Source organism: Terrabacter sp. AAH1, assembly GCF_054456855.1.
Genome location: NZ_JBTJJV010000011.1, coordinates 102,062 through 114,382, shown reverse-complemented (window position 1 = coordinate 114,382; position 12,321 = coordinate 102,062). Strand labels below are relative to the sequence as shown.

Below are 12,321 nucleotides of genomic sequence, written 5' to 3'. Positions count from 1 at the left end.
GTGCCGCCACGGCCTCCCCGTTCGCAGGGGAAGCCGTGGGGCCGGCGCGGGGGTGGTGGCCGGGTGTTCAGCGGGTACGGACGGCGGCCCGGGCGGCGCGTTCGATCAGCGCTGCCGTCAAGCGCGGGTGGGAGATGCCGACGACGTGTGAGGCGCCTGGCACCTCGATGGCCTCGACGGCCCGAGCACGTCGGGACATGAACACGTGGGCTCGTCGCGGGATGTTGCGGTCGAGCTCGCCCCAGAGAAACCGTGACGGGACGCTCTTCCACAGCGGGTGTGGCCCGAACGGCTCGGTGAAGGCCGACTCGAGGATGGGCCGCTGACTTGTGGCCATCTGGGCGGCCTTGCGGCTGCTGAGATCTGCGCAGAACTGCTCGTGGTACTTGGCCTGGTCGATGTAGAGGTCGCGGCCTCCGGTGGTGAGCGCGACGGAGGTCAGCGTGGGTCCGAGGGTGCTGCCCGGGAACTTTCCCACCAGGTCCGCGCTGGTTTCTCCAGTGTCTCCGGCGAGCCCGGAGACGTAGACGAGGCCGCGGACGTCACCGGCGGCCAGAGGAGTGTTGCTGATGACGACACCGCCGTACGAGTGCCCGACGAGCACCAGCGGGCCCGGCAGGGAGCGTACGACATCGCTGAAGTACGTGGCGTCGGACGCGACCCCGCGCAGAGGCACTGCGACGCTCACGACGTGGTGACCGCGACGCTGGAGGATGGTCACCACCTCGTCCCAGCTGGACGACTCCGCGAACGCGCCGTGGGCCGTGACGATGGTCGCTGCGGCGTGACGATGGTGCGGTGCGGACGCGGGGACGTGATCGTCCCCGCGGGCGCTGCCGGCATTGCTGGCGACGCTCAGCCCAGCGACGGTGCCGACCGCAGCGGTGGCTCGCAACAGCGACCGCCGACTCGGGGCGGCGCTCTGCGTCGAGGCCTCGATGGCCCTATGGGTGGGCGCACTGGGCGGAGGGGAGGGGATGTTGGTCATGGCGATCCTTTGCGCGAGGGGACGTTGGTGCGCGGGCCCGGCGCCCACCATTCGGCGTCCGGTGCGCTGCAAGCCAGATGAGGACGTCAGCGCCGACTGCGCGTGTTGATCGTGCGCCGGGGCCGGGCCTGTCGGAATCGGTCGAATGACTGCGATGAGGCACAGACGACTCAGCAGTCGACGAGACGAGACCGAGTCCTCAGAAGACGACGGGAGCCCGACAGGCCCTGCACGCGAGGCGGTGTCCCAGCCGCCCCGTTCAGGCTGGCTGGGGCGGAGCCCACGCCTTGTCGCCGGCCTCGCGCGCGAGCGTCTCTGCGAGGTCGAGTCCCTCGAGAACGGAGCGCCCCTCGCGCAGCAGCACCTGTCCGGCGAACGTGAGAGTGGCCCCCTTGTTGGATCTGAGGAACAGCGCCGAGCCCACGTCCCGCTCGATCTGCCTGATGGCGCGGCTCAGAGCCGGCTGCGTCATGAAGAGCCGCGCCGCCGCGCGCGTGAAGTTTCCCTCTTCCGCCACGGTGACGAAGTAGCGCAGCTCTCGTGACTCCATGAGCATCACCTCGGTGGTGAGAGTACCTCTCACCAGGTTCGGGCTGCCATGACCCTGTCTAACCTTCGCGGATGCGGTGTCGCAGTCGGACTGCGACTTCGGCTGCTGCGTGCGCCAGCGGCTCGGAGGGATTCGTCCGCCAGGCTCGCAACGCGCCGCGCAGGACCACCAGGCACAGGGATGCGTCGAGCTCGTCGTCCTCATCGGGTTCGTCGTGCCCGCGTCGAGCTGCGAGCGACGTCGCGAGAGTGAGCTCCCAATGGCGCTGATTCGCCATGGTGCGCGCCCAGAGCGCCGGCACGCTGCGGACCATGCCGTCTCGCTGAGCGAGGGATTCGCGCTGGGTTTCGAGGAATGCGGCGAAATCCTCGACGAACCGCAAGAGCTGCTGTGCCGGGGACGTTGAGATGTCCAGGCGCTCCACACAGCGCGAGACCTCGTCGAGGAACATCGACTCGTAGCCGAAGAAGACGTCCTCCTTCGAACCGAAATAGCGGTAGAAGGTCGCCGTCGCGATCCCCGCCTCAGCGCACACCTCCTCCACCGTGACCTCGGAGAAGCCACGCTGGGTGAACAGGTTGAGCGCGACGGCTTCCACCCGCTGCCGGGACTGATCGCGCCGCCGCGACCTCTCCAACAGGTACTTCGGCTTCGTCCCCCCTGGATCAGCGCATTCGAAGCCGCGGCACTGACGAGATTGCACGCTTCGACGGTACGCCACAACGTTTCAGGATTCGCATGACCAGTCTCGCGTCTCAGCCGAACAGCGTCCGTGCAGGTCAGAACGGTTTCCGTTCTGACCCGCACGGAGAATCTCAGATGTCGCGGAAGACCTCGATGGTGGCGCCGAGCGCGTTGAGCCGCTCGGCGAGGTCCTCGTAGCCGCGGTTGATCACGTAGACGTTGCGCAGCACCGACGTGCCGGGCGCCGCGAGCATGGCGAGCAGCACGACGACGCCGGGGCGCAGCGCGGGCGGGCACATGACCTCTGCGGCGCGCCAACGGGTGGGTCCCTCGACGATGACCCGGTGCGGGTCGAGCAGCTGGACGCGCGCGCCGACCTTCGTCAGCTCGGTGAGGTAGATGGCGCGGTTCTCGTAGACCCAGTCGTGGATCATCGTGCTGCCCTCGGCGACGGCGCCGATGAGCGCGAAGAACGGCAGGTTGTCGATGTTGAGCCCCGGGAAGGGCATCGGGTGGATCTTGTCGGTCGGCGCCTTGAGCGGGCCGGGGATCGTCGTCAGGTCCACGAGGCGGGTCTTGCCGTTCGCCGACGTGTACTCACCCGTGAGGTTGTACTTCATCCCCATGCCGTCGAGGGTCGCGAGCTCGATCTCGATGAACTCGATCGGCACGCGGCGGATCGTGATCGACGAGTCGGTGACGACGGCGGCCGCGATGAGGCTCATGGCCTCGATGGGGTCCTCGCTAGGGGCGTACTCGACGTCGACGTCGATCTCGGCGAGCCCGGTCACCGTCAGGGTGGTGGTGCCGATGCCCTCGATGCGCACCCCGAGCTTCTCCAGGAAGAAGCAGAGGTCCTGGACCATGTAGTTGGGGCTCGCGTTGCGGATGACGGTCGTGCCGGCGTGGCGGGCTGCCGCCATGAGCACGTTCTCGGTGACCGTGTCGCCGCGCTCGGTGAGCACGATGGCGCGGTCGGGGTTGACCGACCGGTCGGAGCGCGCCTCGTAGAAGCCGTGGGTCGCGGTGACCTCGAGACCGAACGACCGGAGCGCGCTCAGGTGCGGCTCGACGGTGCGGGTGCCGAGGTCGCAGCCGCCGGCATACGGCAGCTGGAAGGACTCGAGCTCGTGCAGGAGCGGGCCGAGGAACATGATGACGGTGCGCGTGCGGCGGGCGGCGGCGACGTCGATGTCGTCGAGGTTGAGCTCGGCCGGAGGGATGATCTCGAGGTCGCTGCTGTCGGGCAGCCAGCGCGTGCGCACACCGATCGAGGCGAGCACCTCGAGGATGCGGTTGACCTCCTCGATGCGGGCCAGGTTGCGCAGCGTGGTGCGGCCGCGGTTGAGCAGCGACGCGCAGAGCAGGGCCACTGCAGCGTTCTTGCTCGTCTTGACGTCGATGGAGCCGGTGAGCTTCTGGCCTCCGACGATGCGCAGGTGCTGGGGGCCGGAGTGGCCGACCGAGACGAACTCGGAGTCGAGGGCGTCGCCGATCTTGGCGAGCATGTCGAGGCTGAGGTTCTGCTTGCCCTGCTCGATGCGTGTGACGGCGCTCTGGGAGGTGCCGAGCAGCTCCGCGAGTTCCGACTGGGTCATCCCCTTGTGGCGACGGGCGTCGCGGATGAGGGTTCCGATACGAGTGAGGTAGGTCTTGGGCACGACGACGAGGCTAACTCATATATGAGATAGGGCAAATCCGCCGCGCGGGACGCGCCGGAACCGCCGAGCGCCACGAACCGGATCGTCCGGTTCGTGGCGCTTCGTCCGTATGCCGTGGGGCAGCGGTGGTCAGGCCCTGACGTCGGCCACGCCGGCGGGAAGGAAGCGCGACCCGGTGACCGCCTCGGCGACGCCGGTGCGGTCGAGCAGCGGTGTGATGCCGCCGTTCCAGAACTGGAAGCCCGCACCGGTGATCATCGCGAGGTCGATGTCCATCGGCGCCTGGGCGACGCCCTCGTCAAGCATCCGGCGTGCCTCGTCGGCGAGCACCGTGAGGACGCGCTGGCGCACCTGGGCCAGGTCGAGCACGACCGGCTCGGCCGGCTTCTCGATGAGCTCGGCGACCTCGGGGTCGAGCAGCGGCCGGCCCGAGCTGAGGTCGTAGAAGCCGCGCTTGCCCGCCGCGACGATGCGCTGGAGCGTCGGAGAGGTGTAGAAGCGGTCGGGGAACGCCCGCACGAGGGTCTCGCCGTTGTGCAGCGCGATCGCCGGACCCACGAGGCCGATGAGCACGAAGGGTGGCATCGGCGCGAGCCCGGCGAACGCGCGGTCGACGACCTCGATCGGGGTGCCCTCGTCGAGGATCTTCGCGGCCTCGCCCATGAAGCGGCCGAGCAGGCGGTTGACGATGAACGACGGCCGGTCCGCGGCACGGATGCACGTCTTCTTCAGCGCCTTGCCCACGGCGAAGGCCGTCGCGAGCGTCGCGTCGTCGGTGCGCTCGCCCGGGATGACCTCGAGCAGCGGCATGACGGCGACCGGGTTGAAGAAGTGGAAGCCGACGACGCGCTCGGGGTGCTCGAGCTTCGACGCCATCTCGGCGATCGACAGGCTCGAGGTGTTCGTCGCGAGCACGCACTCGGGCGAGACGACGGCCTCGACCTCGGCGAAGACCTGCTGCTTCACCGACATCTCCTCGAAGACGGCCTCGATGACGAAGTCGGCGTCGGAGAAGCCGTCCTTGCTCGTCGACCCGGTGACGAGGGCCTTGTAGCGGTTCAGCCTGTCGGGGTTCAGCCGGCCCTTGCCGGCGAGCTTGTCGAGCTCGGCGTGGACGTAGCCGACCCCCTTGGCGACGCGCTCGTCGTCGATGTCGGTGAGCACGACCGGCACCTGCAGGCGCTGGATGAACAGCAGCGCGAGCTGGCTGGCCATGAGGCCGGCGCCGACGATCCCGACCTTCGTCACCGGTCGGGCGAGGCTCTTGTCGGGAGCCCCGGCGGGGCGCTTCGCGCGCTTCTGGACGAGGTCGAAGGCGTAGAGACCCGCGCGCAGCTCGTCGCTCATGAGCAGGTCGGCAAGCACGTCGTCCTCGGCGGCGAAGCCCTCGTCGCGAGTCGCGGTGCGGGCGGCGGCGAGCAGGTCGAGGGCGGCGTACGGGCTCCTGGCCTGGCGGCCGGTCTTGACGTCGGCGAGGCCCTTGGCCTTGGCGATCGCGGCCGCCCACGCCGTCTCGTCGCGGTCCACCTCGGGTCGCTCGACGGTGACCTCGCCCGTGAGCACGCGGGCGGCCCAGGCGACCGACTTCTCGAGGAAGTCGGCGGGCTCGAAGAGCGCGTCGGCCATCCCGAGCCTGTACGCGTCGACGCCCTTGAGCATCCGGTTCTGGCTCAGCGGGTTGTCGATGACGACCGTGAGTGCCTTCTCGATGCCGACGAGGTTGGGCAGCAGCCAGCAGCCGCCCCACCCGGGCACCAGCCCGAGGAACACCTCGGGCAGCGCGACCGCGGGCACGCCGGCGCTCATCGTCCGGTAGGTGGCCGAGAGCGCGAGCTCGACGCCGCCACCCATGGCGGCACCGTTGACGAAGGCGAACGTCGGCACCGGCAGGTCAGCGAAGGCCGCGTATGCCGTGTGGCCGGCCCGGGCGATCTCGAGCGCCTGCTCACGCGACTGGATGAACGGCACGCCCGTCAGGTCGGCACCCACCGCGAAGATGAACGGCTTGCCGGTGACCGCGATGGCGGCGATCTCGCCGCGCTCGGCGCGCTCGCGCAGGCGGCCGACCGTCTCGGTGAGGCCGGCGATCGACTGGGGGCCGAAGGTGTTCGGCTTGGTGTGGTCGAAGCCGTTGTCGAGGGTGATGAGCGCCAGGGTGCCGGCGCCGCCGGGCAGCGGCACGTCACGCACGGGCGTGCGCGTGACGACCTCCGACGCGAAGTCGGCTGCGACGGTGGGCTTCTCGGTGCTCTGCTTCTCGGTGGTGGGGGCGCTCACTGGGCGATCTCCTCGGTCGTGCCGGCGGTGGCGGTAGGGGAGTAGTCGGCGTGGTGCGGGTTCTCCCAGATCACGGCGCCGCCCATGCCGATGCCGATGCACATCGCGGTGAGGCCGTAGCGCACCTCGGGGTGCTCCTCGAACTGACGCGCGAGCTGGGTCATGAGGCGCACGCCCGAGCTCGCGAGCGGGTGGCCGGTGGCGATGGCGCCGCCGTACTCGTTGACGCGGGGGTCGTCGTCGGCGATGCCGAAGTGGTCGAGGAAGGCGAGCACCTGCACCGCGAACGCCTCGTTCAGCTCGAAGAGGCCGATGTCCTCGATCGTCAGCCCGGCCTTGGCCAGGGCCTTCTCGGTGGCGGGGACCGGTCCGACGCCCATGACCTCGGGCTCGACCCCGACGAAGGAGTAGGAGACGAGACGCATCCGCACCGGCAGCCCGAGGTCGGTGGCCGCCTGCTCGGAGGCGAGCAGGCAGGCGGTGGCGCCGTCGTTGAGCCCGGCGGCGTTGCCGGCGGTGACGTTGCCGTGGGCGCGGAAGGGTGTCTTGAGCTGGCCCAGGTCGTCGACCGTGGTGCCCGGGCGCGGCGGCTCGTCGGCCGTGGCGATGCCCCAGCCCTGCTCGGCGTGCCGGGTCGCGACAGTGACGAGGTCGCGCTGGATCTTGCCGTCGGCGTACGCCTTGGCGAGCTTGTCCTGGCTGCCGACGGCGAAGGCGTCGGAGCGCTGCTTCGTCAGCTGCGGGAAGCGGTCGTGGAGGTTCTCGGCGGTCTTGCCCATGACGAGCGCGTCGGGGTCGACGATCTTCTCAGCGACGATGCGCGGGTTGGGGTCGACGCCCTCGCCCATGGGGTGGCGCCCCATGTGCTCGACGCCGCCGGCGATCGCGATGTCGTAGGCGCCGAACGCGATGGAGCTCGCGGTGTTGGTGACGGCGGTCATGGCGCCGGCGCACATGCGGTCGACCGAGTAGCCGGGGGTCGTGTTCGGCAGGCCCGAGAGCAGCGCCGCGGTGCGCCCCAGCGTGAGGCCCTGGTCACCGATCTGGGTGGTCGCGGCGATGGCGACCTCCTCGACCTTGTCCTTGGGCAGGTTCGGGTTGCGGTGCAGCAGCTCGCGGATGCACCGGACGACGAGGTCGTCGGCGCGGGTCTGGGCGTACATGCCCTTGTCACCCGCCTTGCCGAACGGCGTGCGGACGCCGTCGACGAAGACGACCTCATTGAGTGCGCGGGGCACGGTGCCTCCAGGGGATCGAGGGTCGGTGGGAGGGCGCTCGGAAGCGCGACGCCCCGATACTACTTCCGGGTAACTTCCGGGCCAACGGGTACTCGGGTGACCATCCTCACGACCGCCCCCACCCTCGGACGGGGGTTGGTGCGGCCTGCCTCAGGTGGGCGGGTTCTCGCTGCAGGCCAGCGAGATGAGCGGCGCGGTGATCGTCGTCTGCCACCGGCGAGCGCCGAGCGCGGAGAGCGCCTCCGCGACCTCGGCGGTCGTGGGAGCGGCCGGGCCCTCCCACAGGAAGCGACGCAGCAGGTCCGGGGTCAGCAGGTTCTCGACCGGCACCGACAGCTCCTGCGACACGGCGCCCAGCAGCTCGCGCGCCCGGGCCAGCCGTCCGGCGGCAACAGGGTCGCGGTCGGCCCAGGCCTTCGGCGGCGGGGGACCGGTGGGGGGCAGCGAGACGACCGGCAGCGCGTCCTCGGGTAGCGCCAGGGCCCGGGCGACGACCTCGATGATCGCCTCCTGGTGGCGGCGCACCGACCGCGCCAGGCGGGGCTCGGCGGAGCCCACGGTGCGTGGCGGCTTCGTCGCGCGCTGGTTGGCCAGCGCGATCTCGCTGATGGCGGCGTCGGGGAGCACCCGGCCGGGGGACGTGTCGCGCTGCTGGGCCAGCGCGTCACGCCAGAGCCACAGCTCGCGCACGATGGCGAGCCCGCGCCGGCCGCGCACCTTGTGCATGCCGGACGTGCGGCGCCACGGGTCGACCCGGGGCTCGGGGCCGGTGAAGTCGAGCAGGTGCTCGAACTCCTCGGCGGCCCACGCGGCCTTGCCCTGGGCGGCGAGCTCGGCGGCCACCGCGTCACGGAGGTCGACGAGCACCTCGACGTCGAGAGCGGCATACCGCAGCCAGGGCTCGGGCAGGGGACGGGCCGACCAGTCGACGGCCGAGTGCTCCTTGGCGAGCTGGAGGCCGAGGTAGTGCTCGACCATGGCGCCGAGGCCCACCCGGGGAAGGCCGGCGAGCCGGCCGCCGAGCTCGGTGTCGAAGAGGGCCTTCGGGCGCAGCCCCACCTCGGCCAGGCACGGCAGGTCCTGGGTGGCGGCGTGGAGGATCCACTCCGCGTCGCCGATGGCCTCGCCGACGGGCGAGAGGTCGGGGCATGCGATGGGGTCGATGAGCCAGGTGCCGGATCCCTCGCGCCGGATCTGGACCAGGTAGGCCTTCTGGCCGTACCGGTAGCCCGAGGCGCGCTCGGCGTCGATGCCGACGGGGCCGGTGCCGCGGGCGACGGCCTCGGCCGCCTTCATCAGGTCGCGCTCCTCGACGACGACGTCGGGCACGCCGTCCCGCGGGTGGGTCAACGGGACGAGATCGGAGCGGGTGTCGACCGGGCTGTCGACCGAAGTGCTGGCCGCGGTGTCGGGCCCCGTGTCGGCGTCGAGATCGGCCTCGAGGTCGGCGGTTGGCGCGTTCGGCTCAGCCGTCACCGGCGCTGCCCCGGGAGGGGGACGACGCCGTCAGGCAGGGGCGGGATGCCGGCGATGGTGCAGAGCATGTCGGCCCAGGCCCGCAGGTGGTCGACGACGTCGCCGGCGACCGGCGTCCACGAGGCGCGGATCTCCATCTCGACGCTCGCCTCGCGGTCGGCCAGGCCGGCGAAGCTCTCGCTGACGACCCGGGTCACCGTGCCGGCCTCGGCGGTCCACGTGAGGCCCCGCTCGGCGAGCGAGTCGGTGAGCCACGACCACCCGACGGCGCCGAGCATGGGGTCGCCGGCGAGCTCGGCCTCGAGCTCGGCGCGGGCGAAGGTGACGACGCGCCACTGGCCGTCCCACGTGTCGGGGGCGGCCGGGTCGTGGAGCAGCACGAAGCGACCGGTCGCGAGGTCGGCCTCGGGGTCGGCCACGTCGATGACGTCGGCGGTCAGCGCGGCGGCGTACGGCGCGATGCGGGTCGGGGCCGGCACCTCGGTGAGTCGCACCTCCGAGCGCAGCCGGACGTCTCGCAGGGCGCTGAGCGTCCTCGCGAAGACCGCGCCGTGACTGCCCGGCAACGTTCTCGTGTGCACCAGACGAGGGTATGCCGGAGTCGGGCGATCTGTCCTCAGGGCGCGCCGAGCGCGCGTGGCGCGGACGCCCAGCCGCGGCGTGGCAGGATTGTCCGGTGCCGACCTCTGCCCCGACAGCCACCCGCCAGAGCGACCTCGTGCGGGCCGCCCGCCGTGAGTCGGTCACGCGGACGCCCGTGTGGTTCATGCGGCAGGCCGGCCGTTCGCTGCCCGAGTACCGCGCCGTCCGCAAGGGCATCCCGATGCTCGAGTCGTGCATGCGCCCCGAGCTCGTCACCGAGATCACGCTCCAGCCGGTGCGTCGCCACGGCGTCGACGCGGCGATCTTCTTCAGCGACATCGTCGTGCCGCTCAAGGCGATCGGGGTCGACCTCGACATCGTGCCCGGCGTGGGCCCGGTCGTGGCCCGCCCGATCCGCTCGCGCGCCGACCTCGACCAGCTCGTGCCGCTCACGCCCGACCACGTCCCCTTCATCACCGAGGCCGTGCGGCTGCTCGTCGCCGAGCTCGGCGAGACACCGCTCATCGGCTTCGCCGGGGCACCGTTCACCCTCGCGTCCTACCTCGTCGAGGGCGGCCCCTCGAAGAACCACGAGAAGACGAAGGCCCTCATGCACGGCGACCCCGAGCTGTGGGACGCCCTGTGCGGGCGCCTCGCCCAGATCTCGGGCGAGTTCCTGCGCGTGCAGGCCGAGGCAGGGGCGAGCGCCGTCCAGCTCTTCGACTCCTGGGCCGGGGCCCTGTCCCGCGCCGACTACCAGGCCAGGGCGCTGCCGCACTCCACCGTGGCGCTGGGCGCCGTCGCCGACCTCGACGTGCCGCGCATCCACTTCGGTGTCGGCACCGGGGAGCTGCTCACCCTCATGGGCGAGGCCGGCGCCGACGTCGTCGGCGTCGACTACCGCGTGTCGCTCACCGACGCCATCGAGCGCCTCGGGCCGACGTATGCCGTCCAGGGCAACCTCGACCCCGCCCTGCTCTTCGCGCCGTGGGACGCTCTCGAGCGTCGCGTCCGCGAGATCGTCGAGGAGGGTCGCCGCGCGCCCGGCCACATCTTCAACCTCGGTCACGGGGTGCTGCCCGAGGTCGACCCCGACGTGCTCACCCGGGTCACCGCGCTCGTGCACGAGTGCTCGAGCCGCCCATGACGGCAGCCCCCACCGTGTCCGCGGCACCCTCGGTCGCCCGCTCGAGCCTCACGATGCTCGGCGGGTCGGTGGCGTCCCGCATCCTCGGGGTCGTGCGCAACGCGCTCATCACCGCGATCATCGGGGCGCAGCTGGCGGGTGACGCCTTCTCGCTGGCGAACACGCTGCCCAACGTCCTCTACGTGCTCGCGGCCGGCGGCATCCTCAACGCGGTGCTCATCCCGTCGCTGGCGCGGGCGATGAAGCTCGAGGACGGCGGCCAGGAGTTCACCGACCGCGTCATCACCGTGGCGCTGGCGGGGATGGCCCTCATCACCGTCCTCGTGACGGCCGGGGCCGGCGCGTTCGTGTGGCTCCTCGCCCGCAACAGCTCACCCGACTTCAAGCAGCTGGCGCTCGCGTTCTCGCTCATCTGCCTGCCGCAGATCTTCTTCTACGGCCTGTTCGCCCTGCTCGGCCAGATCCTCAACGCGCGAGGTCGGTTCGGGGCCTTCGCCTGGGCGCCCTTCATCGCCAACGTCGTCGCGGTCGCCGGGCTCCTGCTGTTCATCGTCGTCTTCCCGCAGCACCGCCCGGCGGGTCCGGGCCGCCCCGGTCCGCGTGACCCGGCGGAATGGACCGGCCCGATGATCTGGCTGTTCGCCGGCTCGGCGACGTTGTCGGTCGTCGTCCAGGCACTCTCCCTCGTGCCGGCGCTGCGCCGCACGGGCTTTCGCTACCGGCCCCGCTGGGGGCTGCGGGGCGTGGGTCTCGGCGGCGTGAGCCGCCTGGCACTCTGGGCTTTCGGCGGTCTCGCCGTCTCGCAGGTCGGCTTCTTCATCAGCCAGGGCGTGCTCAACAACGCCACGGCCCATGCCAAGGAGCTGGGGCTGGCCGGCGCCGCCCGCGGGCCGATGGCCTACAGCATCGCCTTCACGCTGTTCATGCTCCCGCACGCCTTCATCACGGTGTCGGTCATCACGTCGCTCTTCCCGCGGTTCTCGGCGGCCGCCGCGGCCGGCGACCGGGCGGGCCTGCGTCGCTACTTCCGCACCGGCCTGACGGTGCCACTCGTCGCCAACGTGCCGGTCATGGTCGCGGTCATCGTGCTGGCCAACCCGATCGTGGCCCTGCTCAACCCAGGGGTGGCGGTCAACGACCCTCGTTCGGTCGACGTGTCGGCCAGCGTGCTCGTCATCATGATCCTCGGGCTCATCCCCTTCGGGCTCGACCTGCTCTGCTACCGCATGTTCTTCGCTCTGGAGGACGGCAAGCCGACCGTGGTCATGCAGGTGCTGCTGACCGGCATCAGTGCCATCGCGGGCGTCATCACCCTGTTCATCAACCCGGTGTGGGCCATCGGGGTCATGGCGATGGGGCAGACCGTCGGCAACGTCGTCAGCTCGGGCGTCGGTCTCTACCTCCTGCGCCGACGCACCGGTTCGCTGGGCCTCATGAGCGCCGTGGTCACCGCCTCGAGGGTCGGCATCGCGGCGGCCGTGGCGGGGGTCGTGGCGTGGGGCGCCACCCAGGTGCTCGAGCCGATCACGAGCAGCGTCGTCGACTCCTCGTCGTCGACCGCGAAGCGCATGTTCGCCAGCTCGCTGGAGATCGGTCTCGTGGGCCTGGTGTTCCTCGTGATCTACCTGGGCCTCGCGCACGCCATGCGGGTCAAGGAGATCCGTCAGGCGGCCGACATGGTGCGTGGGCGGCTCGGGCGCTAGACCGAGCCGCCCCAC

The 12,321-nt window shown here is 71.1% G+C and carries 10 protein-coding genes; 2 read left to right on the top strand and 8 right to left on the bottom strand.

Going from position 1 to position 12,321, the window contains the following annotated elements:
- Positions 1-67 precede the first annotated feature (67 nt).
- The 8 genes from ACXR8F_RS16320 to ACXR8F_RS16285 form a co-directional block, all read right to left on the bottom strand.
- The gene (locus ACXR8F_RS16320; RefSeq protein WP_458802005.1) at positions 68-988 is read right to left on the bottom strand and encodes an alpha/beta fold hydrolase; all 921 of its coding nucleotides are present in this window, start codon (positions 986-988) and stop codon (positions 68-70) included.
- Between the two features lie 259 nt (positions 989-1,247).
- A complete protein-coding gene (locus tag ACXR8F_RS16315; RefSeq protein WP_458802003.1) occupies positions 1,248-1,571 on the bottom strand; it encodes a LysR family transcriptional regulator in 324 nt (107 codons plus the stop codon).
- A 25-nt stretch (positions 1,572-1,596) separates the two neighbouring features.
- Positions 1,597-2,241: a TetR family transcriptional regulator gene (locus ACXR8F_RS16310; protein ID WP_458802001.1), complete on the bottom strand. Its 645-nt coding sequence runs from the start codon at positions 2,239-2,241 to the stop codon at positions 1,597-1,599.
- 112 nt (positions 2,242-2,353) lie between these two features.
- The gene (locus ACXR8F_RS16305) at positions 2,354-3,883 is read right to left on the bottom strand and encodes a helix-turn-helix domain-containing protein (RefSeq protein WP_458801999.1); all 1,530 of its coding nucleotides are present in this window, start codon (positions 3,881-3,883) and stop codon (positions 2,354-2,356) included.
- A 129-nt stretch (positions 3,884-4,012) separates the two neighbouring features.
- A complete protein-coding gene (locus ACXR8F_RS16300) occupies positions 4,013-6,160 on the bottom strand; it encodes a 3-hydroxyacyl-CoA dehydrogenase NAD-binding domain-containing protein (protein WP_458801997.1) in 2,148 nt (715 codons plus the stop codon).
- A complete protein-coding gene (locus tag ACXR8F_RS16295; RefSeq protein WP_458801995.1) occupies positions 6,157-7,398 on the bottom strand; it encodes a thiolase family protein in 1,242 nt (413 codons plus the stop codon). Before ACXR8F_RS16295 ends, ACXR8F_RS16300 begins: the two co-directional genes overlap by 4 nt.
- Before the next feature lie 150 nt (positions 7,399-7,548).
- Positions 7,549-8,874 carry an HRDC domain-containing protein gene (locus tag ACXR8F_RS16290; protein WP_458801993.1) on the bottom strand — a complete coding sequence of 442 codons (1,326 nt, stop codon included), beginning with the start codon at positions 8,872-8,874 and terminating at the stop codon, positions 7,549-7,551.
- Positions 8,871-9,455: a DUF3000 domain-containing protein gene (locus ACXR8F_RS16285; protein ID WP_045187859.1), complete on the bottom strand. Its 585-nt coding sequence runs from the start codon at positions 9,453-9,455 to the stop codon at positions 8,871-8,873. Before ACXR8F_RS16285 ends, ACXR8F_RS16290 begins: the two co-directional genes overlap by 4 nt.
- Before the next feature lie 95 nt (positions 9,456-9,550).
- Between ACXR8F_RS16285 and hemE the strand changes: the two genes are divergently transcribed.
- Positions 9,551-10,603, top strand: a complete 1,053-nt coding sequence (gene hemE, locus ACXR8F_RS16280; RefSeq protein ID WP_045187861.1) for a uroporphyrinogen decarboxylase — start codon at positions 9,551-9,553, stop codon at positions 10,601-10,603.
- On the top strand, positions 10,600-12,306 hold the full coding sequence (gene murJ / locus ACXR8F_RS16275; RefSeq protein WP_458801990.1) for a murein biosynthesis integral membrane protein MurJ: 1,707 nt from the start codon (positions 10,600-10,602) through the stop codon (positions 12,304-12,306). Before hemE ends, murJ begins: the two co-directional genes overlap by 4 nt.
- Positions 12,307-12,321 lie beyond the last annotated feature (15 nt).

Coding starts and splice junctions, on each gene's coding strand:
- ACXR8F_RS16320 (WP_458802005.1), bottom strand. CDS start 988: ATGACCAACATCCCCTCCCCTCCGCCCAGTGCGCCCACCCATAGGGCC.
- murJ (WP_458801990.1), top strand. CDS start 10,600: ATGACGGCAGCCCCCACCGTGTCCGCGGCACCCTCGGTCGCCCGCTCG.